This window comes from Glycomyces harbinensis (assembly GCF_900101745.1).
Classification (GTDB): domain Bacteria; phylum Actinomycetota; class Actinomycetes; order Mycobacteriales; family Micromonosporaceae; genus Glycomyces; species Glycomyces harbinensis.
Genome location: NZ_FNAD01000004.1, coordinates 160582 through 182551 on the forward strand (window position 1 = coordinate 160582; position 21970 = coordinate 182551).

At 71.4% G+C, this 21970-nt stretch carries 17 protein-coding genes and 1 pseudogene; 10 read left to right on the forward strand and 8 right to left on the reverse strand.

Features of this window, described 5'->3' with window-relative positions; genetic code table 11:
- The first annotated feature begins 116 nt into the window (after positions 1 to 116).
- A complete protein-coding gene (locus tag BLQ63_RS08940; RefSeq protein ID WP_091032038.1) occupies positions 117 to 1616 on the forward strand; it encodes a glycosyltransferase family 2 protein in 1500 nt (499 codons plus the stop codon).
- A 7-nt stretch (positions 1617 to 1623) separates the two neighbouring features.
- On the forward strand, positions 1624 to 3081 hold the full coding sequence (locus tag BLQ63_RS08945) for a glycosyltransferase family 2 protein (RefSeq protein ID WP_091032043.1): 1458 nt from the start codon (positions 1624 to 1626) through the stop codon (positions 3079 to 3081).
- Here BLQ63_RS08945 and BLQ63_RS08950 read toward each other — a convergent pair.
- Positions 2995 to 4134 carry a glycosyltransferase family 2 protein gene (locus tag BLQ63_RS08950; protein ID WP_091032047.1) on the reverse strand — a complete coding sequence of 380 codons (1140 nt, stop codon included), beginning with the start codon at positions 4132 to 4134 and terminating at the stop codon, positions 2995 to 2997. The two genes, BLQ63_RS08945 and BLQ63_RS08950, sit on opposite strands and share 87 nt — an antisense overlap.
- Positions 4135 to 4472: 338 nt before the next feature.
- Between BLQ63_RS08950 and BLQ63_RS08955 the strand changes: the two genes are divergently transcribed.
- On the forward strand, positions 4473 to 5747 hold the full coding sequence (locus BLQ63_RS08955) for a nucleotide sugar dehydrogenase (protein ID WP_218125166.1): 1275 nt from the start codon (positions 4473 to 4475) through the stop codon (positions 5745 to 5747).
- Between the two features lie 162 nt (positions 5748 to 5909).
- Here BLQ63_RS08955 and BLQ63_RS08960 read toward each other — a convergent pair whose 3' ends face one another.
- Positions 5910 to 6671 (reverse strand): ABC transporter permease, encoded by a 762-nt coding sequence (locus tag BLQ63_RS08960; RefSeq protein WP_091032050.1) that lies wholly within the window; start codon positions 6669 to 6671, stop codon positions 5910 to 5912.
- A gap of 1 nt (position 6672) precedes the next feature.
- Positions 6673 to 7641, reverse strand: coding sequence for an ATP-binding cassette domain-containing protein (locus tag BLQ63_RS08965; protein WP_091032054.1), 969 nt, complete (start codon positions 7639 to 7641; stop codon positions 6673 to 6675).
- A 169-nt stretch (positions 7642 to 7810) separates the two neighbouring features.
- Here BLQ63_RS08965 and BLQ63_RS08970 point away from each other — a divergent pair, with 169 nt between their 5' ends.
- The 3 genes and pseudogenes from BLQ63_RS08970 (at position 7811) to BLQ63_RS08980 (ending at position 12007) form a co-directional block, all read left to right on the forward strand.
- Positions 7811 to 8482 (forward strand): PadR family transcriptional regulator, encoded by a 672-nt coding sequence (locus tag BLQ63_RS08970; RefSeq protein ID WP_091032058.1) that lies wholly within the window; start codon positions 7811 to 7813, stop codon positions 8480 to 8482.
- A 203-nt stretch (positions 8483 to 8685) separates the two neighbouring features.
- Positions 8686 to 10422 (forward strand): annotated as a pseudogene (locus BLQ63_RS08975) (acetyl/propionyl/methylcrotonyl-CoA carboxylase subunit alpha); the annotation flags it as partial.
- Between the two features lie 148 nt (positions 10423 to 10570).
- The gene (locus BLQ63_RS08980) at positions 10571 to 12007 is read left to right on the forward strand and encodes a GuaB1 family IMP dehydrogenase-related protein (RefSeq protein ID WP_091032065.1); all 1437 of its coding nucleotides are present in this window, start codon (positions 10571 to 10573) and stop codon (positions 12005 to 12007) included.
- Between the two features lie 53 nt (positions 12008 to 12060).
- Here the strand turns inward: BLQ63_RS08980 and BLQ63_RS29610 are convergent, their stop codons facing one another.
- Together BLQ63_RS29610 and BLQ63_RS08990 are read right to left on the reverse strand one after the other, a co-directional pair.
- The gene (locus BLQ63_RS29610; protein ID WP_091032070.1) at positions 12061 to 12702 is read right to left on the reverse strand and encodes a response regulator; all 642 of its coding nucleotides are present in this window, start codon (positions 12700 to 12702) and stop codon (positions 12061 to 12063) included.
- Entirely contained in the window at positions 12699 to 13589 is an 891-nt protein-coding gene (locus BLQ63_RS08990) for a sensor histidine kinase (RefSeq protein WP_091032074.1), read from the reverse strand. The genes BLQ63_RS29610 and BLQ63_RS08990 overlap by 4 nt, the downstream gene beginning before the upstream one ends.
- A 118-nt stretch (positions 13590 to 13707) precedes the next feature.
- Between BLQ63_RS08990 and BLQ63_RS08995 the strand changes: the two genes are divergently transcribed.
- The 3 genes from BLQ63_RS08995 (at position 13708) to BLQ63_RS09005 (ending at position 16385) form a co-directional block, all read left to right on the forward strand.
- A complete protein-coding gene (locus BLQ63_RS08995; protein WP_091032077.1) occupies positions 13708 to 14439 on the forward strand; it encodes an ABC transporter ATP-binding protein in 732 nt (243 codons plus the stop codon).
- A complete protein-coding gene (locus BLQ63_RS09000; RefSeq protein ID WP_091032080.1) occupies positions 14436 to 15191 on the forward strand; it encodes an ABC transporter permease in 756 nt (251 codons plus the stop codon). Before BLQ63_RS08995 ends, BLQ63_RS09000 begins: the two co-directional genes overlap by 4 nt.
- Before the next feature lie 189 nt (positions 15192 to 15380).
- Entirely contained in the window at positions 15381 to 16385 is a 1005-nt protein-coding gene (locus BLQ63_RS09005) for an L-type lectin family protein (protein WP_143014821.1), read from the forward strand.
- Positions 16386 to 16441: 56 nt separating this feature from the next.
- On the opposite strand, the gene BLQ63_RS09010 is transcribed toward BLQ63_RS09005, so the two are convergent.
- Entirely contained in the window at positions 16442 to 17827 is a 1386-nt protein-coding gene (locus BLQ63_RS09010) for an NAD(P)H-quinone dehydrogenase (protein WP_091032088.1), read from the reverse strand.
- 61 nt (positions 17828 to 17888) lie between these two features.
- Here BLQ63_RS09010 and BLQ63_RS09015 point away from each other — a divergent pair, with 61 nt between their 5' ends.
- Positions 17889 to 18332 carry a gamma-glutamylcyclotransferase family protein gene (locus BLQ63_RS09015; protein ID WP_091032093.1) on the forward strand — a complete coding sequence of 148 codons (444 nt, stop codon included), beginning with the start codon at positions 17889 to 17891 and terminating at the stop codon, positions 18330 to 18332.
- Between the two features lie 242 nt (positions 18333 to 18574).
- Here BLQ63_RS09015 and BLQ63_RS09020 read toward each other — a convergent pair whose 3' ends face one another.
- Both BLQ63_RS09020 and BLQ63_RS09025 read right to left on the reverse strand, forming a co-directional pair.
- Complete coding sequence (locus BLQ63_RS09020) at positions 18575 to 19831, reverse strand: amidohydrolase (RefSeq protein WP_245680914.1); 1257 nt, start codon at positions 19829 to 19831, stop codon at positions 18575 to 18577.
- A gap of 490 nt (positions 19832 to 20321) precedes the next feature.
- A complete protein-coding gene (locus BLQ63_RS09025) occupies positions 20322 to 21908 on the reverse strand; it encodes an acyl-CoA mutase large subunit family protein (protein ID WP_091032101.1) in 1587 nt (528 codons plus the stop codon).
- Positions 21909 to 21970: the final 62 nt, after the last annotated feature.

The following is a 21970-nucleotide window of genomic DNA, read 5'->3' on the forward strand; positions in this document are numbered from 1 at the left end:
TTAAAGGCAATAATGTTGAATTGAAGGCGAACAAATGTCCTCACCTGTGTAAACAGATGTTGAACCGGGAAGCCGGTCAATGTCAACCGGGGTAGGCGGGATATCGTGAGCGCGAAATGAGCGACTCACCGAAACGCCCGCGCATCGTCCGCAACGACTATATGGCCCTGCACCCCCCGAAACCGGGTGAATGGAAGCCGAGTCTCGCGGTGAGCGTCGTCATCCCGGCTTATGGTAGCCAGGACAAACTGGACCTCACGTTGGCCGCCCTTGCGGCGCAGAGCTATCCGTCGGACCTCATGGAAGTGGTCGTCGTCGACGACAATTCCTCCCCCGCGCTGCGACTGCCCGAACTGCGCCCCGAGCACACCCGGCTGGTCGTCACCACGGCCGAGTCCTGGGGCTCGGCGCACGCGGTGAACACCGGTGTGAACCACACCGACGGGCAGGTCGTCCTGCGCCTCGACGCCGACATGGTGGCGTTCCGCGACCACGTCGAGGCGCAGCTGCGCTGGCACCACGCGGCCGACTACCTCGCCGTGCTGGGCCACAAGCGGTTCGTGGCCTGGGAACCGGACGCGATGACCCCCGAACAGGTCCACGAGAAAGTCCTGTGCGGCGAGGCGTCGGCGCTGTTCGCGGTCGAGGACTCGCGCCCGCACTGGATCGAGAAGACCATCGCCGACACCGACCGGCTGACCTCCCACCACCCCGGGAACTTCCGGGTGTTCATCGGCGCCACCGGTTCACTGCACCGCGACTTCTTCAAGACCGTCGGCGGCCTCGACACCGACCTGCGACTGGGCTCGGACACCGAATTCGCCTACCGGCTCTCGCAGGCCGGCGCGGTGTTCGTCCCCGAGACCACCTCCTCGGCCTGGCACCTGGGCTTCCCCCAGATGCAGGAGAAGGAGGAGACCGGCCGCCTCCAGCGCGTCCCCTACATCGCGCAGCGCGTGCCGCTGCACGGGATGCGGCGCACCGCGCCCCCGCGCGCCTGGCGCGTCCCCCTGGTGGACATCGTCATCGACGTCAAGAACGCGACCGTCGCCGAGGTCGACGCGGCCGTGGCGCCCGTGCTCGGCGGCCCCGACGGCGACGCGCGCATCACCCTCGTCACCGGGCAGGGCCCCGCCCCCCAGGACCGCGCCTCGATCCTCGCCGGAGACGGCGCGCAGCTGCGGCTCATGGAAGAGCAGTACGACGCCGAAGCGCGGGTGCGACTGTCCGCGCAGGCCCCCGAACCCGACCCGTCCGTGCCCTACCGGCTCCTGCTCCCCAAGCCGGTCCCCCTGCGGCCCGGCAGCGTCGGCAAACTCGTGCAGGCGATCGAACGGGCCGACGCCGGCCTGGTCCTCGCCGAACTGCCCGGCGGGCCGCCCGCCCGCTTCGAACGCACCGCGGCCTTCGCCCGCGCCCGCCACATCACCGGCGGCGGCGGACTCGACCAGGTCGTGGCCGGCATCTGGGGCGCGACGAGCTACACCGGCCTCGCCGAGGCCGAGGCCGACGGCACCGTCTTCGAACCGCCGCCCGTGTGCCCCGCCAGGCGGTTCGTACGCCGGTTCTTCAACGCACGCCAGCGCGCGCGCCTGCGCGAGATCCTGAGGAAGTGAGCAGCGGATGCATGCGGAGCACGGACCGGTCCTGCGGCGCAACGACTACGGACCCCTGGAGCGCCACACCGGCGAACCCCGGCTGAGCGTCAGCGTCGTCATCCCCGCCCACGGGCACCAGGACAAGCTCGACGCGACACTGGCGTCCCTCGCGGCCCAGACGTACCCGGCCGCGCTCCTCGAAGCGGTCGTCGTCGACGACGGCACCGAGCCCCCGCTGCGCCTGCCCGAGATCCGCCCCGAGCGGACCCGGATCGTCGCCCCGCTCCCGGGCGGATGGGCCTCGGCGCACGCCACCAACTCCGGTGCGGCCCAGTCGGACGGCGACGTCGTCCTGCGCCTGGACTCGGACATGCTGGTCTTCGACGACCACGTCGAGTCGCAGCTGCGCTGGCACCACGCGGCCGACTACCTCGCGGTGCTGGGCCACAAGCGGTTCGTGGCCTACGCGGTCGGCGACCTCGACCCGGCCGCGGTGTACGAGTCGGTGAAGGCCGGCAAGGCCGCCGAGCTGTTCGACCGCGAAAGCTCAGAGCCGCAGTGGATCGAGCGGATCATCGACGCGACCGGCGGCCTGCGCGAGGCCGACCACCGGGCGTTCCGGGTGCTCGTCGGCGCCTCGTTCTCCGTGCCGCGCAGCCTGTACGAGGCCTCGGGCGGCATGGACGCCGACGTGGTCCTCGGCTCCGACACGGTCTTCGGCTACCGGCTGCACCAGGCCGGCGCGCTCTTCGTGCCCGACGACGACTCCTCGTCCTGGCACCTGGGCCCGCGCCAGATCAGCGCGCGGGGCGACCTCGCCAAGCGCTACCGCAGGCCCCACATCGCCAACCGGGTGCCCGAACTGGACCTCAAGCGGCCCAGGGCCCCGCGAAGCTGGGACACGCCGCTCGCCGACGTGTTCGTGGACGCCGCGCCCGGCGCCGAGGCCTGCGTGGACGCGCTCCTGACGGGCACCACCGCGGACCTGCGCGTGACCCTCCTCGGCCAGTGGCCCGAGCCCGACGCCGGACGCCATGCGCCCCTTGACGACCCGCAGCTGGACGCCCGGCTGCTCCTGGAGTCGTTCAAGGGCGAGGGCCGTGTGCGCTTCGCGCTCGACGCCGAAACGGACCGCCGCGTGCCCTACCGCATCCATGTGCCCGCCGACGCGAAGCCGCGGCCCGAAGCCGTGGCCGCACTCGTCGCCCACGCCAACGAGCACCGGCTCGGACTGGTCGAGGTGGCGCTCCCGTCGGGCGCGGTCCGCTTGGAGCGCACCGCGGCCGCCGCGCGCGCGGCGCACCTGGAGACGACGATCGACGCGGTGTGGGGCGCCGAGCGCGTCACCGCCGGACCGCTCGCCGAAGCGTTCGGGGCGGCCCCGGAGCCCGGGGCCTCAGGACCCCGAGAGGCGGGTGGAGGCCGGAAGCGTGGGCTGAGCGGGAAGGCCCGACGCGTCGTCAGGCGCGTTCTGGGGTCCTGACAGGTCGGCCGGGGCCCGGACCTCGGCCCGCGCCTGCGGGACGCTCGCGTCCCCGCGCACCTTCCTGCTGAACCGGTAGACCTGGCGCAGCGCCTCGTAGCCGAGGTAGGCGCGGGCGGCCAGGAGCCGCTGCTTGAGACCGGTGACGCCCTCGGCGGGCCGCCAGGCCTCGGGCCCGGGGTGGTAGCGGCGGTACAGCTCCGAGGTGCGGCGGAAGAACTCGCGGCGCTTGCGCGGGTCGACCCGCTCGGTGTTGCCGATGACGAGCAGCAGGTGCCAGACCATGTGGTTGAACAGGGCGACGCGGACGCCGGCGTCCTCGACGCCGTCGAAGTCGTCCCAGGTGCGCTGCCACTGGGTGAACACGTCGAAGTGGCGGTCGTCGCGGGTGCGGGTGATCGAGGAGCCGGCGCGCTGGCGCCACTGGTAGCAGCACTCGGTGACCACCGCGATCCGCTCGGCGCGGCGCAGCAGCCCGTACGTCCAGGGGATGTCGGTGTACCAGCCGGCGGGGAAGTCGAGGTCGATGCCGGTGAGGAACTCGCGGCGGGAGACCTTCGTCCACGGCGTGTGCGTGTAGTCCACGATCCGGGGCCACTCGGCGAGCGTGAAGCCGTTCGGGTCCGCCGGGCAGCGCTCGGCCAGTTCAGCGAGCTCGCCGGTCTCCACGACGCCCGTGTCGCGCACCTTCTCGTGCTGCACGAGGACCACGTCGGGGCGCTCGCTTCCGGTGACGGCGGCGAGGACCCGCTCGACCGCACCCGGCTTGAGCTCGTCGTCGGCGTCCACGAACCACACGTAGTCGCCGGTGGCCTGGGCGAGGCCGATGTTGCGCGCCGGACCGGAGCCGGCGTTCTCGGGCGTGGCGACCACGCGCACGCGCGGGTCGGCGCTTGCGTACCGCTCGGCGACGGCCCGCGAGCCGTCGGGCGAGCAGTCGTCGACGATGACGATCTCGAGCCGGTCTCCGCCGCCGCCCACGATGGTGTCGAGGCAACCCGCGAGGTAGTCCTCGGCCTCGTAGACGGGGATGACAATGCTCAAAGAGGGCATGCACCGATCGTAGCCCTACGTCACCGCGAACCGCGGGAACCGAATAGGGCCCATGTCTCGTCACAGACAGGCCGTTTTCGCATGTAAACGACAGATTACGGGGAGCGTTTCGTACCATTCCCGCCGCGCCGCGAAGATTCGGATAATGGTGAACTCTTTTCGAGCGGCGGGTGAACAATCAGGTCAGTCGGCCGCCACGTTGACTTTACATGTACAACACCTGAACCAATGGTCAACAATATCCGACGTTTGCCCTGGTCAAAGTGTAGTAATTCGCTATTGCTAATCTCGTTTCGAGCACCCTCGAACCACCCCGCCGAATCGCAAAGGACTCCACTGTGGCATCTGTTGAAGCCGGGACCCCGATCGACCTGGTCGTGGTCGGCCAGGGCTACGTCGGCCTGCCGCTGGCCCAGGCGGCGACCGCCAAGGGCCTGACCGTGGTCGGCCTCGACCGCTCCCAGCGCGTCGTCGACGCGCTCAACTCAGGGGTCAGCCACATCGACGACGTCAGCGACGCCGAACTCGACGTCATGCTCGGCCAGGGCTACACCGCCTCGGCCGACGCGTCCGTCCAGTCCCGGGCGAAGGCGATCGTCATCTGCGTGCCGACGCCGCTGGGCGAGGCGGGCGGGCCCGACCTGGCCGCCGTCATCGGCGCGTCCCGCGCCGCCGGGCAGCACCTGACCCCGGGCGCCCTGGTGGTCCTGGAGTCCACCACCTACCCCGGCACCACCGAGGAGGTCGTCGCGCCGATCCTGCGCGAGGAGTCCGGCCTGGAGCCGGGCGTCGACTTCCACCTGGCGTTCTCCCCCGAGCGCGTCGACCCGGGCAACCCGGTCTACGGGATCGTCAACACCCCCAAGGTCGTCGGCGGTCTGACGCCCGAGTGCACCGCCGTGGCGAAGGCGCTCTACTCGCAGTTCATCGACACCATCGTGGAGGCCAAGGGCACCCGCGAGGCGGAGATGGCGAAGCTGCTCGAGAACACCTACCGGCATGTGAACATCGCGCTGGTCAACGAGATGGCGGTCTTCTGCCGCGAGCTCGGCGTGGACCTGTGGGACGCGATCGGCCTGGCGAAGACCAAACCGTTCGGCTACCAGGCCTTCTACCCCGGGCCGGGCGTGGGCGGGCACTGCATCCCGATCGACCCGAACTACCTGTCGTACAAGGTCCGCACGCTCGGGTACCCGTTCCGGTTCGTGGAGCTGGCGCAGGAGATCAACAACCGGATGCCGGAATATGTGGTCACCCGCGCGATGGCGAAGCTGAACGCGGACGGCCTGGCGCTTTCGCGCGCGCGCGTGCTGCTGCTGGGCGTGACCTACAAGCCCGACATCGCCGACCAGCGCGAGTCGCCTTCGACTCCGGTGGCGCGCAAGCTGATCGAGGCGGGCGCCGAGTTGGCCTACCACGACCCGCACGTGCCGTCCTGGTCGGTCGCCGGGCACGAGGTCGAGCGGGTGGTGGACCTGGCCACGGCCAAGGCGGACCTGATCGTGCTGCTGACGAACCACGCCGAGTACGCGCCGGAGGCGCTGCCGGCCGGCGTGTCGGTCCTCGACACGCGAGGCGCGCTGCGCGGCACGGAAGGCGTCGAAACGCTCTGACGGCAGCCCCCCGCCCTCCCAGGGGGGCGTCCCCAGCTCAAGTTTTCTGCGGGGGTCCGACAGAAAAGCGGCCGTCTTACCGTCGTAAGCGAAATTGTCATCCGAAAGAGTGAAAGAACCGCCGCGGGCCTTCCGGCCCGCGGCGGTTCTCGTCTTCCCCGGCTATGCGACGGCGCGGGCGAACTTGCGGGTCGCCCACCACACGAGCACGATCGCGAGCGCGCCGATGTAGGCGGCGGCCTGCCAGATCGCGTTCGCGCCCATGTCGCCCTCGAAGAGGGAGCGCGCGGCCTCGACCGCGTAGTAGAACGGGTTGAAGTCGGCCACGCTCTGGAGCCACTGCGGGGCCAGCGCCATCGGCAGCATGATGCCCGACAGCAGCATGATCGGCTGGACGAAGGTGTTGAGCACCGGCGCGAGCGTGTCCTCGCTCTTGAGGACGATCGCCACCCCGTAGGAGAGCGCGCCGAGCATGAACGAGGTCAGGATGATGATCCCGAACATGAGGAACACGCCCGGCCAGTAGATGGTCAGGCCGCCGATCGGGGCGGCGAGCACGACCAGCAGGAGCGCCTGGATGAGCGTGGTCGTCACCGTGGCGAGCGTCCGTCCGATGAGGAGCGCCGCGCGGCTGACGGGGGTGACCCGCATGCGCTCGATGACGCCCGCCCGCAGTTCGGCGATGAGGCCGAAGCCGACGAACGTGGAGCCGAACAGGGCCATCATGATGATCAGGCCGGGCACGAAGGTCTCCATGGCGCCGGATTCGAATCCGGGGGCGCCGTCGAGGCCGTTGAGCAGCGGGGCGAAGAAGATCAGGAAGTACAGCGGCTGGATGAGCATGACGACCAGCCACACGGGCTGCTTCAGGTTGAGCTTCATGGCCCGCGAGTAGACGAGCCAGGTGTCGCGAAGTGCCTTCATGTCAGTTCTCCTCCCGCAGCGAGCGGCCGGTCTGCTTCAGGAAGACGTCGTCGAGGCTGGGCCGGTGCAGCTCGATGGACGCGGGGGCGATGTCCTTGCCGTCGAGGGAGCGCAGGAGCTCCGGCAGGGCGGCGGCGCCGTCGTCGACGTACATGCGCAGGGTCGCGACCCCGGTGGCCGGGTCGGGTTCGCCCGCTTCGATCTCGCGGACGAAGTCCTTGGCGCCCAGGAGGTCGAGCGCTTCGGCGGCGAGGCCGAGGACGCCGATGGCGACCACGTCGCCCGCGACTTCCTTCTTGAGTTCGAGGGGTGTGCCCTCGGCGACGACCTCGCCGTGGTCGATGATGGCGAGCCGGTCGCACAGGGCGTCGGCCTCGTCGAGGTAGTGGGTGGTGAGGAAGATCGCGGTGCCGCGTTCGCGCAGGGCGCGCACCTCGTCCCACATGTGGGCGCGCGACTGCGGGTCGAGGCCGGTGGTGGGCTCGTCGAGGAACAGCAGCTTGGGCTCGTGCATGATGCCGAGCGCGATGTCGAGGCGGCGCTTCTGGCCGCCGGAGTAGGTCTTGACGTTGCGGTCGGCGAACTCGGTGAGGTCGAAGGACCCCAGGACCGACTCGGCGCGGTCGGCGGCGCGCTTCTTGGACATGCCGTAGAGGCGGCCCTGCATGACCAGTTCCTCGCGGGCGGTGACCTCGCCCCAGGTGCCGCCCTCCTGGCCGACGTAGCCGATGTCGCGGCGGACGGCGGCGGCGTCCTTGGAGAGGTCGTGGCCGCAGACCTTCGCGGCGCCCTCGGTGGGCTCGATGAGGGTGGAGAGCATCCGCATCGTCGTGGTCTTGCCGGCGCCGTTGGGGCCGAGGAGTCCGAAGATCTCCCCTTCCTTCACGGACAGGTCGACGCCGCGCACGGCCTCGACTGACTTGCCGCGGGACTTGAAGGTCTTCTTCAGCCCCTTGGTCTCGATGAGCATGTGTACCTCGCGGTGGGTTCGGGTTGCACCGGTCGCGCCCGGCGGGCTCGCGGGTGTGCGGAACACGACCGATTTCCTTGTTCAAGTTTGACTATATAGGGCCCGTCGCGCAGGGCACAACCAGGTATAGACGTCGAGATGAGATTAGTCAACGGTATAATATGTGGGCATGTGGAGCACGCGTCTGATCGTTCTCGGCCTGGTCCGGTGGCTCGGCCCCGTCCACGGCTACCTGGTGCGGCGCGAGATCGACTCGTGGCGGATGCCCGGCGCCTCCGAGATCGGCGCGGGCTCGATCTACCACGCGCTCAAGCGGCTCGCCGCCGACGGGCTCATCGAGGTCGTCGCCACCGAGTCGGTTGACGACCGCCCCGCGAGGACGACGTACCGCATCACCACCGTCGGCGAGGCCGACTTCCAGCGGACGCTGCGCGAGAAGCTCTGGGAGGTCACGGCCTCCGACGACCCCTTCCACACCGCGTGGTCCTTCGCGCAGGTGCTCACCCCCGCCGAGAACATCGCCCTGCTGCGCCAGCGCACCGAGGTCCTCTACCAGCGCATCGAGGCGGTGACGATGATCCTCGCCGCGACGACGCCGGACTTCGAGGAGGGCGCCGAGGCGTCCTTCGTCCCGGCGCACGCCCGGGCGCTGCTCAAACGCCAGACCGACCTGTGGAACGCCGACGCCGCATGGTGCGAGGACGTCGCCGCCCGCATCGAGTCCGGGGACCTCGTGATCGACCCCGCCCCCGATGCCGAGGCGTCCGCGCACTGGCGCGAGGCGATCCGCAGCGAGCGGTTCGCCCAGGAGTCGGCCATCTGGCACGCCGCCTTCGAGTGAGGCGGGCCCGGGCGCGCTACACCGCCGCGGACGGAATGGCGAGGCGCTTCGCGCCTTAACGATCGTTTGATTGATCACGCTAAAAAATCCACAAGCCGTCTTATGGAAACCCTCCAAACTCTGGGTGGTATATGCCGGTTCATCCGGGCACTCCGGCTCGCCGCCCGCCCGCACCCGGATACGCGGCAACTACACTGCGGGACGTGCGCAAGGTTTTGATCGCCAACCGCGGCGAGATCGCAGTGAGAGTCATCCGGGCCTGCCGGGACGCCGGCTACGAGTCCGTCGCCGTCTACGCCGACGGCGATCGCGATGCACCCCACACGCTCCTGGCCGACGAGGCCTTCGCCCTCGACGGCCTCACGGCCGCCGACACCTACCTGCGGATCGACAAGCTGCTGAAGATCGCACAGCGGTCCGAAGCGGACGCGGTCCACCCGGGGTACGGGTTCCTCTCCGAGAACGCCGACTTCGCCCAGGCCGTCATCGACGCCGGGCTCACCTGGATCGGCCCCACCCCGCAGTCCATTCGGGACCTCGGCGACAAGGTCACCGCGCGCCACCTCGCCATGAAGGCGGACGTGCCCCTGGTGCCCGGCACCAAGGACCCCGTGAAGGACGCCTCCGAGATCCTCGCGTTCGCCGACGAGCACGGCCTGCCCGTCGCGATCAAGGCCGCCTTCGGCGGCGGCGGGCGCGGCCTCAAGGTCGCCCGCGAGCGCGACGAGATCCCCGACCTGTTCGAGTCGGCCGTGCGCGAGGCCGAGGCCGCGTTCGGGCGCGGCGAGTGCTTCGTCGAGCGCTACCTCGACCGGCCCCGCCACGTCGAGGCGCAGGTCCTGGCCGACACGCACGGGAACGTCATCGTCGTCGGCACCCGCGACTGCTCCCTCCAGCGCCGCCACCAGAAGCTCGTCGAGGAGGCGCCCGCGCCGTTCCTCACCGACGACCAGCGCGCCGTCATCCACAACGCCGCCAAGGCGATCTGCAAGGCGGCCGACTACCACGGCGCGGGCACCGTCGAGTTCCTCGTGGCCGTCGACGGCACCATCTCCTTCCTCGAGGTGAACACCCGCCTCCAGGTCGAGCACCCCGTCTCCGAGGAGACCAGCGGCCTCGACCTCGTGCGCGAGCAGTTCCGCATCGCCTCCGGCGAGGCCGTCCCGATCACCGAGGACCCCGAGCCGCGCGGGCACTCCATCGAGTTCCGCATCAACGGCGAGGACCCGGGCCGCGGCTTCCTGCCCGCGCCCGGCACCGTCACGAAGCTGCGCCTCCCGGCCGGCCCGGGCGTGCGCGTGGACACCGGCATCGAAGAGGGCTCCGTCATCGACGGCAACTTCGACTCGCTGCTGGCCAAGGTCATCGTCACCGGCGCGACCCGCGACGAGGCCCTGCGCCGCTCGCGCCGGGCGCTCGCCGAGATGGAGGTCGAGGGCCTGGCGACGGTGCTCCCGTTCCACCGCGCCGTCATCGAGGACCCGGCCTTCGCCGAAGACTTCACCGTCCACACCCGCTGGATCGAGACCGAGTTCGACAACACCCTGGAGCCGTACGGCGCGGGGGCGGGCGGCGGCGCCGAGGCCGAGGAGCGCACCAGCCTCGTCGTCGAGGTCGGCGGCAAGCGGCTCGAGGTGTCGATCCCGGCGGGGCTGCTGAACCCGGTCGCCTCCAGCAAGCCGAAGAAGCGCGGCCCCAAGAAGAAGGCTGACGCGGGGCCGGCGATCGGCGGCGACTCGCTGCCCTCGCCGATGCAGGGCACCATCGTGAAGGTCGCCGTCGCCGACGGGCAGTCGGTCGTCAAGGGCGACACCATCGTGGTCCTGGAGGCCATGAAGATGGAGCAGCCCATCGAGGCGCACAAGTCCGGCACCGTCTCGGGGCTCGAGGTCGGCATCGGCGACGTCGTCGCGGCCGGTGCCCCGATCTGTCACATCTCCGACTTACAGGCGGGCCCTCGGCGAGAGATGATGGAAGTCGCTGTGCGTAGCACCACAAGCACCGCGCCTGCCGACTGAAAACCGGTTAGAGTGCCCGGCGGCGGCCATCCACCGCCGGTACTCCACCACTCCCTACAGGGGGCCTGACATGCGCTTCATCGACGGACAACCCGGACACGACCTCACCTACTCGGACGTGTTCATGGTCCCGAACCGGTCGAACGTGGCCTCGCGGCTCGACGTCGACCTCTCGACCCAGGACGGGACCGGGAACTCGATCCCGATCATCGCGGCGAACATGACCGCGGTCTCGGGCCGGCGCATGGCGGAGACGCTCGCGCGCCGCGGCGCGCTCGCCGTCATCCCGCAGGACATCCCCGTCGACGTCGTCGCCGACGTCATCGCGCGCGTCAAGTCCCGCCCGCTCGACTGCGACGCGGCCCTGACCCTCCCGCCGACGGCCACCGTCGCCGAGGCGATCGCCTTGTTCCCCAAGCGGGCCCACAGCGCGGTCATCGTCATCGACTCCGAGCACCGCCCGCTGGGCGTGGTCACCGAGGCCGACTGCCGCGGCGTCGACCGGTTCACCCAGCTCGAGCAGGTCGCGTCCGACCGCCTCGTGACCCTCCCGATCGGGACCCCCGAGGCCGAGGCGTTCAGGGTCCTGGAGGAGGCCAACATCAAGCTCGCGCCGGTGCTCGACGCCGACGGGCGCCTGCACGGGGTGATCACGCGGGCCGGGGCGCTGCGCAACACCATCTACAAGCCGAACACGGACGCGGACGGGAAGCTGCGGGTCGCCGTCGCGATCGGCATCAACGGCGACGTGACCGGCAAGGCCGCCGCCCTGGTCGAGGCCGGGGCCGACGTGATCGTCGTCGACACCGCGCACGGCCACCAGGAGAAGATGCTGGACGCGCTCAAGCTCGTGCGCGACGCGGCCCCGCACCTGCCGATCGCCGCGGGCAACGTGGTGACCGCCGAGGGCGCGACCGACCTCATCAACGCGGGCGCCGACATCGTCAAGGTCGGCGTGGGCCCGGGCGCGATGTGCACCACGCGGATGATGACCGGCGTGGGCCGCCCCCAGTTCTCGGCGGTGCTCGAATGCGCCGCGACCGCGCGGCGCCACGGCCGGCACGTGTGGGCCGACGGCGGCGTGCGGCACCCGAGGGACGTCGCCCTGGCGCTGGCCGCGGGGGCGTCGAACGTCATGATCGGCTCCTGGTTCGCGGGGACCCACGAGTCGCCCGGGGACATGCACTACGACGCGGACGGGCGCCCGTTCAAGGAGTCCTTCGGGATGGCGTCGGCGCGCGCGGTGAAGGCCCGCAGCGCGAGCGAGTCGTCGTTCCAGCAGGCCAGGAAGGCGCTGTTCGAGGAGGGCATCTCCACCGGGCGGATGTACCTGGACCCGAAGAACCCGGGCGTGGAGGACCTGCTCGACTCGATCGTGGCGGGCGTGCGCTCGGCGGCGACCTATGCGGGCGCGACCACGCTGGAGGAGTTCCACGAGCGGGCCGCGATCGGCATCCAGTCGGCCGCCGGCTATACGGAAGGCGCCCCGGTCCCCAGCAGCTGGTGAGCGCCGCAGGCGAAGTCGCGGGCGTCCGCCGCAAGGCGGGCGCCCGCGGCGCTTCAGCGCCGCGCGTCCCTCGCGAGCATCGCCGCCTGGACCCGGTTGGTGCAGGCGAGCTTCGCGAGCACCCGGCTCACATAGGTCTTCACCGTCGCCTCGCTCATGTGGGCCCTCCCGGCGATCTCCGCATTGGACAGGCCCTCGGCCACCAGCTCCAGCACCTCCCGCTCGCGGGCTGCCAGCCGCGCCACCCGTTCGACCGCGTCCCTGCGGCGCGGCACCGACTCCGGGGCCACCAGCCCCAGCACCATCCGCGTCACCGCCGGCGACAGGTACGCCTCCCCCGCCGCCACCGCCCGCACCGCCGCCACCAGCTCCTCGGGCGCGCACGTCTTCAGCACGAACCCGGCCGCGCCGCCCTCCACCGCCGCCAGCACGTTCTCCTGGTCCCCGAACGAGGTCAGCACCAGCGCCCGCGTCCCCGGCGACACCGCGGCCAGCCGCTCCACCACCTCCAGTCCCCCCATGCCCGGCATGTGCAGGTCCACCAGGGCCACGTCCGGCCGGTGCGCGAGGGCCAGTGCCACCGCGTCGGCCCCGTCGTGCGCGGTCGCGGCGACCGCGATGCCCGCGGCCTCCAGCACCGTCCGCACCCCCGCCACGACCAGCGGCTCGTCGTCGACGATCACGACCGCGGTCACGTCTGCACCCCGGAGAACACGCTCAGCGGCAGCATCGCCAGCAGCACGATCACCGTGACGAAGGCCGCCACCCGGACCGGCCGCGGCACCCGCGCGGCCGCCAGCGCCGCCCGCGCCCCGGAGGCCCGGGGCAGCATGGCGCTCAAGCGGAACCGGCCGTCCTCGACCCGGCAGTCCAGCAGGCCTCCGGCCGCGTCCACGCGTTCGCGCAGTCCGGTCAGCCCGTGCCCGCCCGGGGCCGCGCCGCGCGCCGCTTCGGCCAGGGGGTTCTCGACGGCGACCAGCAGCGCGTCGTCCTCCCAGGTCACGGTCGCGGTGATCGGGCGGCCGGACGCGTGCTTGACCGCGTTCGCCATGCCCTCCTCCAGCACCGCGTAGGCCGCGCTCGCCCCGGCCGCCGGGACGGGGCCGGGCGCGCCGCTCTGGCGCAGCTCGACCGCGACGCCCGACTCCACGAACTGCGACGCCAGGGCCGCGGCCGCCGCCGGGTCGAACAGGGGCCGCTCGTCCGCCGTCTCGTCGCCGCGAAGGACCGCGACCAGGCCGTGCAGGTCCTCGACGGCGGCGCGCACGGAGTCGCCGACCTGCCTGGCCTCGCCGCGGCGCCGGGCGTCGGTCTCGCGGACTTCGAGGGCGGCGGCCTGGAGGGCCGCGAGGCCGAGGCGGCGGCCGATCCGGTCGTGCATGTCGCGGGCGAGCCGCACCCGTTCGCGGTGCACGGCGGCCTCGCGTTCGCGTTCGGACCTGCGGTAGCGCTGCCACAGGGCGACCACGACGGTGGCCGCGAGCAGGGCCAGGATCCCGGCGGGCACGGGCCCGGCGGGGACGGTGGCGAGGAGGGCGAATTCGACCAGGACCACCGCGATCGTCGCGAGGAGACCTCTCATACGGTCAGGGTACGCATCGGACCGCCCGGCGGGGCCGACCGCCGCGTTCACTTTCGTCGCCGCTTTCGGCGACCTTCGGCGACTATCGCGGGGGCGGCGGGATTTCTACGGTTGCAACGTGATCGAAGTGAGCAATCTGACCAAGCGGTATCGCGGCGGCACGGCCGTCGACGATCTGACCTTCACCGTGGAGCCGGGACGCGTCACCGGCTTCCTCGGCCCCAACGGCGCGGGCAAGTCCACCACGATCCGGCTGATCCTGGGCCTGGACCGTCCCACGAGCGGGAGCGCCATGATCGGCGGGCGCCCCTACGGGTCGATCGAGCGGCCCCTGACCGCGGTCGGCGCGCTGCTGGAGGCCGGCGACCTGCACCCGACCCGCACCGTGCGCGAGCACCTGCGGTGGCTGGCGCGCAGCAACGGCATCGGCGAGCGGCGCATCGGCGAGGTCCTGGAGGCGACCGGGATGTCCGGGGCCGCCCGCAAGCGGGCCAAGACCCTCTCGCTCGGCATGAAGCAGCGCCTCGGGGTGGCCGCGGCCCTGCTCGGGGACCCGGGGGTGCTCGTGCTGGACGAGCCGGTGAACGGCCTCGACCCCGAAGGGGTGGTGTGGATCCGGACGCTCATGAAGCGCATGGCCGCGGAGGGCCGCACGGTGCTCGTCTCCAGCCACCTCATGGCCGAGATGGCGCTGACGGCCGAGCATCTGATCGTGATCGGCCGGGGCCGCCTGCTGGCGGACGTGCCGACGGAGGCGTTCGTCGCCTCGCACAGCGGCGCGAGCCTGGAGGAGGCGTTCATGCGGTTGACGAGCGAATCGGTCGAGTTCCGGGCGGGGGGCGCCCGATGAGCGCCTTCGCGAACGCGGCCTCGGCCGAGTGGGTCAAGCTCCGGTCGGTGCGCTCCACCGCGGTGACGCTCTCGGTCTTCGCGGCCCTGGCGCTCGGGTTCGGGTGGCTGATCGGCGGCTCCGTCGAGGACGCCTTCTACAACGGCGACACGCTGTCGGCCACGTTCATGGGGCTGCTCGTCGCGCAGCTCGTCCTCGTCACCTTCGCGGTCTCGTCGGTCGGCTCCGAGTACTCGACGGGCACGATCAAGGCCGCGCTGGCCGCGGTGCCCTCGCGCGGCCGGCTGTTCGCGGCGAAGATGGCGGCGGTCGGGGCGGCGGTAGCCGCCGCGGTGCTCCCGGTCGAGCTGGCGGCGTTCGCGATCGTGCAGTCGCGCGCGGGCGCCGGGGCGGTCCCGTGGACGGCGTGGGAGACGGTCGAGTCGCTGCTGGGCGGCTGGATCAGCATGACGCTGCTGTGCGTGTTCGCGGCCGCGATCGCGGTGATGACCCGCAGTACGGTGTGGACGCTCGCGATCCTGCTGCCGATCCTGTTCCTGTCCGGGCAGGGCCTGGGGAACCTCGACCCGATCAGGCCGGTGGTCCAGTACTTCCCCGATCAGGTCGGCATGGTCGTCATGCACATGACGATCCCCGGCGACCCCCAGTTCGGCCGCGACTACGGGGCCTGGACCGGGATCGCCATCCTCGTGGCGTGGACGGCCGCGGCGCTGGCCGGTGGCTGGTTCGCGATGCGCCGCAGGGACGCCTGAGCGGAGGGGGCGGCGGCCGGAGCGCGGCTCCGGCCGCCGCCCCCGTCCCTCATCGGACCGTCCTCAATTGACCGAACCGCCACCTGCGCACGGTGTTCTCATATAGCTTCGCCCTGTAGCCGTCCCACTTCCGGGGGACCGCCGGCCGGGCAGGCCGGCGCTTCGCGCGACAGGATCGAAGGAGCACCTGTGAAACGTATTGCCATGGTCGGGGCGGGTTCGATGGTCCTCGCGGCCGCGCTCGCCGCGGTGCCCGCGACCGCCGGAGCCCAGGCGGTCGACGAGAAGAAGGTCGTGCTGGTGAACGCGCCGTTCACCGGCGACGGGGAGGGCATGCCGCCCGAGGCGATCTCGCTCGACGCCTGCCTGACCGCGGCGACCGAGCTCGGCGGCGTCGACGAGTTCGACTCGTGCGCCGACCAGAACGTCGGGCCGGTGCCCGAGTCGGGCAAGAGCCCCGGTTTCCTCCAGCTCACCGACGCCGGGGAGTACGACGCGGGCGCGGCGGTCTACAACAAGGCCCTGCCGAACAAGGGCGGCATCGAGGTCACGTTCGCCCAGTTCCAGTACGGGGGCACCGGCGCCGACGGCATCTCGTTCTTCCTCGTGGACGGCGAGACCGACCTGACCGAGGCCGGCGGCTTCGGCGGCAGCCTCGGCTACGCGCCGCACACCGACAACCCGGGCATCGACGGCGGCTACCTCGGCCTCGGCCTGGACGCGTGGGGGAACTACTCGGCGGACACCGAGGGACGCGGCGAGGGCTGCCCCGAGGACTACCGGGCGCCGGCGCACCTGCAGATCGCGACGAACCGCGCGCCCGACAACGTGGCGCTGCGCGGGCCCGGCCAGGGCTTCGACGGCTACTGCCTGCTCGCGACGACCGCCACCGACGAGAAGATCGGCGAGTACGCCAGCGGCGACATCTACGGGACCGACTTCCCCGAGAGCCTGCGGTCCGAGACCCTCGCCGACGCGAAGCGCCTGGTCAAGCTCAAGGTCACCGACGGCGAGCACCCGACCGTCACCGTCGACATCGACTTCCTGGACGGCGAGGGCTGGACGCGGGTCCTGGAGACCGCGATGCCGTTCGCGGCGCCCGACACGTTCAAGATCGGCTTCGCCTCCTCGACCGGCGGGGCGACCGACGTGCACCTGATCCGCCACCTGCGGGTCGAGACGTTCGTCGACTGAGGACGGATGCAGTGAAGGGCCCGCGGCGTCCGCCGCGGGCCCTTCCCCATGTCCTGCTAGTACTCCATGAGCTGGCGGGCGGCCTCGGCGATCGAGCCCGACAGCGACGGGTAGATCGTGAAGGTCCGGGCGACCTGCTCGACGGTGAGGCGCTGCTCCACGGCGAGCGCGATCGGGGTGATGAGCTCGGAGGCGCGGGAGCCGACCACGATGCCGCCGGCGACGATCCCCGAGGAGTTCCACGCGAAGAGCTTCACGAAGCCCTCGGTGCGGTCGACCATCTTCGCGCGCGGGTTGGACGCGAACGGCAGGAGCACGCCGCGGCAGTCCACTTTGCCGGAGTCGACGTCGGCCTGGGTGACGCCGACCGAGGCCAGCTCGGGGTCGGTGAACACGTTGGCGGCGACGTGGGCGAGCTTGATCGGGCGCACGGCCTCGCCGAGGGCGTGCCAGACCGCGATGCGGCCCTGCATGGCCGCGACCGAGGCGAGGGCGTGCACGCCGGTGACGTCGCCCGCGGCGTAGACGCCGGGGACGTTGGTGCGCGAGACCTTGTCGACGGGGATGAAGCCCCGCTCGTCCACGGTGATGCCGTAGGCGTGCAGGCCCAGGTTGTCGGAGTTGGGGATCGAGCCGACGCAGATGAGCGCGTGGCTGCCCTCGATGACGGTGCCGTCGTCGAGTTCGACCTCGACGCCGGCGTCGGTGCGGCGGGCGGCCGCGGCGCGGGAGTGGTTGCGCACGTCCATGCCGCGGCGCACGAAGACGCGCCCGACGGTCTCGGCGGCCTCGGCGTCCTCGTGGGGCATGACGCGGTCGCGGGAGGAGATGAGGGTGACGGCCGAGCCCATCGCGAGGTACGCGGAGGCGAACTCGGCGCCGGTGACGCCGGAGCCGACGACGATGAGGTGCTCGGGGAGCTCCTTGAGGTCGTAGAGCTGGCGCCAGGTGAGGATGCGCTCGCCGTCGACGGGCGCGGAGGTGAGGGTGCGGGGGGTGGCGCCGGTCGCGATGAGGACCACGTCGGCGTCGGCGTCGTAGGGCTCGCCTTCGAGGGGGACCACGTGGAGTTCGTGGACGTAGTTGTAGCCCTTGTCGACGCGCAGGGCGCCGCGCCCGTAGACGATGTCGACGCCGGCGTTGACGAGCTTCTGGGCGATGTCGGCCGACTGCTGGGTGGCGAGGCGGCGGACGCGGCCGTTGACCGCGACGGGGTCGGCGGTGGCCTCCTTGGTGCCGACGCCCAGCTCGCTGGACTCGTGGATCTCGGTGAGGACCGCGGAGGCGGCGATGAAGGTCTTGGAGGGGACGCAGTCGGAGAGGACGCACGCCCCGCCCGCCCCGGTGGCCTCGATGAGGGTGACGTCGGCCCCGAGTTGGGCCGCCACTAGGGCGGCCTCGTACCCGGCCGGGCCTCCGCCGATGATCGCTACTCGTGCCACGGACGCGCCTTTCGAGGTTCGGATGCTTCAGTGCGAGCTCGTTTAAGGGTATCTTCGAGGCGTGCATCTCTATGCCGCCTATGGCTCGAATCTCGACCCTGCCCGCATGCGGGCGACCTGTCCGCGCTCACCGCTGGTGGGGACGGGCTGGCTCGAAGGCTGGCGCCTGACCTTCGGCGGCGCCGACCTGGGCTGGGAGTCCGCGGTCGCCACGGTCGTCGAAGCGCCCGGCGACCGGGTCTTCGTGTCGCTGTACGACCTCGACGCGGCCGACCGCCAGGTGCTCGACGAACTGGAGGGGCTCAACTCCGGCCTGTACCGGAAGATGCACACCCAGGCGGCGACGCTGGAGGCCAACCGCCAGGTGTGGCTGTACGTCTTCGAGGGCTTCGAGGGCGGCCTGCCGAGCCAGTGGTACCTCGACGAGCTCACGCGCGCCGCCGAGGCCGCGGGGGCCCCGCAGGACTACATCGAGGCCCTGCGCAAGCGCCCGACCGCCGAATAGCCGACACCGCCCGTCGCACCCCGCGCGTACCTTCGAAGCCGGGGGCGGCCGCGATGTCCGATTTGCCCCGGACCCTCCGTTCACATTCGCCGCAGCCCGGCACTGTCGCACCCGGCGGCTAGCGTTGCAATCGGGGGTCCCCCGGTGTCCGATTTGCCGGGACGCTCCGTTCATCTTTTCGCAGCGCCGAGCGCGAGGGGCGAAGCGCCGCGCGCGCCTCGCCCCTCAACGCGTGCGCCGTGTCAAAAAGCCGGGCTCTGCGCCGCGGCCAGGACCGTGTGGGTCATGACGCGGACGCCGTGCGCCAGCGCCGCCTCGTCGATGTCGAAGTTGCCCTGGTGGATGTCCAGGCGCTCGCCGGGGCGGCCGACGCCCAGCCGCGCCATGGCCCCGGGGATCTGCTCCAGGTAGTACGCGAAGTCCTCGCCGCCCATCGACATCGGCGCCTCGGCCACCGCCTCGTCGCCCAGGGCGGCCGCGGTCGCGCCGGCGAACATCGCCGAGGCCGCGCGGTCGTTGACCACCGGCGGCACGCCGCGGCGGTAGTCGATCTCGCATTCGACGCCGGAGGCGCGGGCTACCGACCGCGTCACCTCCTGCACCAGGTCGGGGATCATGTCCCAGGTCTCGCGCCCGTGCACGCGCACGGTGGCGCGGGCGAGGGCCTCCTGCGGGATCGCGTTGGCGGCCTCGCCGGCCTGCACGGCCCCGAAGACGATCGCGACCGACTGCCGCGGGTCGAGGCGGCGGTTGACCAGCGCGGGCACGTCGACCACGACGCGCCCGATCGCGTTGACCAGGTCGGAGGTCAGGTGCGGGCGCGAGGTGTGGCCGCCGCGGCCGTGCATGCGGATCTCCATGACGTCGCACGCGGCCGTCAGGGGGCCGTTGCGCACGGCGACCTTCCCGGCCGGGAACTGCGGGTCGCAGTGGAACGCGAAGATCGCGGCCACGTCGGTGAGGGCCCCGTACTTGATCATCGTGGGCGCGCCCGAGGGGAACTGCTCCTCGGAGGGCTGGAAGACCAGGCGGAAGCGGCCCGGCAGGCCCTCGCGGCGCTCGAGCTCGGCCAGGACGCGGCCGACGCCGAGGACGATCGCGGTGTGGGCGTCGTGCCCGCACGCGTGGCACACGCCGTCGACGGTCGAGCGGTACGGGACCTGCTTCGGGTCGTGGATCGGCAGGGCGTCCATGTCCGCGCGGATCGCGATGACGCGGTCGCCGGTGCCGATGTCGCAGGTGAGCCCCGTGCCGTCGGGGATGATCTGCGGCGACAGGCCCGCCTCGGCCAGGCGCGCGGCCACGAACTCGGCCGTGTCGTGCTCCTGGCGCGACAGGCGCGGATTGGCGTGGATGTGGCGGCGGGCGGCGATGATCTCGCCGGCGTGCGCGCCGAGCCATCCGTCGAGGAATTCGGGCAGCGGTGTGAACATGGCCTGCGGCTCCGTAGCGGTCTTGCCGGGTGTGGTGTCGAGGGTGGGCAGCGCACCCGGTACCACGAGACGCTCCTGCGGCGACGATGCGCTCGGCAGGGGCTCATTGGATTTTGTGGCGGTACCCATCTCGACGACTTTCTCCGCAGTGAGCGTGTACATTTCTTCGCGCCTCGCAATTCCGTTCGAGGATCAAAGCCATTGGAGGGCGATTGGACAAGCTTAATCCGATCGCACTCCGTTGCGGCTAGCGCCGTGATTTGCGACGCCCGCCCGTCGGATTTCGGGCCCTTCCGACATCCGACTCGCGAGCGTCACCGAGGGATCGCTCACTCAGGGGTCACGGTCGCACGACCGGCGGTTACGGCCCCGTGGCCGAACCCGCCGTCATGAGGCATAACGCTTGCCGGGCCGATAAGTTACGGCCGACTTCCGGTTTTTCATACAGGACACGGACGCGTCCCGACTCGATGACGCGTCCGCTGACCAGTGTTTCCCCGGTCACCGATTCCGGCGACAGACCCGTTGTGCGCTTCTGATCCCGGTCACCGGTGGGTCACCAGTTGTCAGTGGGGACGTATCGGCCCCATTCGGCGGCGAGTGCGGCGCATACTTCGCCCACGGTCGCGCCGGCGGCCAGTGCCGCTTTGAGCGGATACAACACATTGTCCGTTCCCGCGGCGGCCGACTTCAAACCGGCCAGTGCGCTTTCGAGCGTACCGGCGTCGCGCCCTTCGCGATGGGAGGCGAGCCTGGCGACCTGCGCCGCCTCGATTGCCGCGTCCACTTTGAGCGGTTGATACGGCGCTTCGGCTCCATTGAGGGTGTACGCGTTGACGCCGACGACGGTCTGCTCGCCCGAGTCGATGCGCTTGGCCGTCTCGTAGGCGCTGCGCTCGATCTCGCCCTTCTGGAACCCCTCCTCGATCGCGGCGACCGCCGAGCCGTGCGCGAAGACCGCGTCGATGAGCTGCAGGGCCTCGGCCTCGATGGCGTCGGTGAGGGCCTCGACGGCGTAGGAGCCGGCGAACGGGTCGACCGTGTCGGTCAGGTCGGTCTCGGCGGCGATGACCTGCTGGGTGCGCAGGGCCAAGCGCGCCGAGGCGTCCGTGGGCAGCGCGATGGCCTCGTCGTAGGCGTTGGTGTGCAGCGACTGGGTGCCGCCGAAGACGGCGGCGAGGGCCTGGATGGTGACGCGGGCGAGGTTGACCTCGGGCTGCTGGGCGGTGAGCTCCACGCCGGCGGTCTGGGTGTGGAAGCGGAGCTTGAGCGAGCGCGGGTCCTTCGCGCCGAAGCGGTCGCGCATGATGTGGGCCCACAGGCGCCGGGCGGCGCGGAACTTGGCGACCTCGGCGAGCAGGGTCGAGCGGGCCACGAAGAAGAACGACAGGCGCGGCGCGAAGGCGTCCACTTCGAGCCCGGCGGCCAGGGCGCATTCGACGTACTCGATGCCGTCGGCGAGCGTGAAGGCGAGCTCCTGCGCGGGGGTCGCCCCGGCCTCGGCCATGTGGTAGCCGGAGATGGAGATCGTGTTCCACTGCGGCAGTTCGGCGGCGCAGTAGGCGAAGGTGTCGCTGACCAGGCGCAGGCTCGGCGCGGGCGGGAAGATGTACGTCCCGCGCGCGATGTACTCCTTGAGGATGTCGTTCTGGATCGTCCCGCGCAGCGCGGCCGGGTCGGCGCCCTGCTCCTCGGCGACGAGCTGGTAGAGCAGGAGGAGGACGGCCGCGGGGGCGTTGATGGTCATCGAGGTGGAGACCTCCTCGAGCGGGATGTCCGCGAAGAGGACGCGCATGTCCGCGAGCGAGTCGATCGCGACGCCGACCTTGCCGACCTCGCCGAGGGCCTCGGGGGCGTCGGAGTCGTAGCCCATCTGCGTGGGCAGGTCGAACGCGACCGACAGTCCGGTCGTCCCGGCCGCCAGGAGGTCCCGGTAGCGGCGGTTGGACTCGGCGGCGCTGGCGAACCCGGCGTACTGGCGCATCGTCCAGGGCCGGGAGGTGTACATCGTCGGGTGGACGCCGCGCGTGTAGGGGAAGGACCCGGGTTCGCCGAGTCGCTCCGGGAGGTCTTTCGCGGTGTCGTCGGGGCCGTAGACGGGCCGGATCCCGATCCCGTCTCGGCCTTGCGGTGGCGGCTGCATGGCTGCCATCCTAGTGTTGAACTGCGTCTTCGGGAAGCATCGACCCACTCCCAGCGACGCGG

Bases quoted from the DNA above. Each gene is read 5' to 3' on its own strand.
- BLQ63_RS08940 (WP_091032038.1), top strand. From the start codon at position 117: ATGAGCGACTCACCGAAACGCCCGCGCATCGTCCGCAACGACTATATG.
- BLQ63_RS08945 (WP_091032043.1), top strand. From the start codon at position 1,624: ATGCATGCGGAGCACGGACCGGTCCTGCGGCGCAACGACTACGGACCC.
- BLQ63_RS08950 (WP_091032047.1), bottom strand. From the start codon at position 4,134: ATGCCCTCTTTGAGCATTGTCATCCCCGTCTACGAGGCCGAGGACTAC.
- BLQ63_RS08960 (WP_091032050.1), bottom strand. From the start codon at position 6,671: ATGAAGGCACTTCGCGACACCTGGCTCGTCTACTCGCGGGCCATGAAG.
- BLQ63_RS08965 (WP_091032054.1), bottom strand. From the start codon at position 7,641: ATGCTCATCGAGACCAAGGGGCTGAAGAAGACCTTCAAGTCCCGCGGC.
- BLQ63_RS08970 (WP_091032058.1), top strand. From the start codon at position 7,811: ATGTGGAGCACGCGTCTGATCGTTCTCGGCCTGGTCCGGTGGCTCGGC.
- BLQ63_RS08980 (WP_091032065.1), top strand. From the start codon at position 10,571: ATGCGCTTCATCGACGGACAACCCGGACACGACCTCACCTACTCGGAC.
- BLQ63_RS08990 (WP_091032074.1), bottom strand. From the start codon at position 13,589: ATGAGAGGTCTCCTCGCGACGATCGCGGTGGTCCTGGTCGAATTCGCC.
- BLQ63_RS09000 (WP_091032080.1), top strand. From the start codon at position 14,436: ATGAGCGCCTTCGCGAACGCGGCCTCGGCCGAGTGGGTCAAGCTCCGG.
- BLQ63_RS09025 (WP_091032101.1), bottom strand. From the start codon at position 21,908: ATGCAGCCGCCACCGCAAGGCCGAGACGGGATCGGGATCCGGCCCGTC.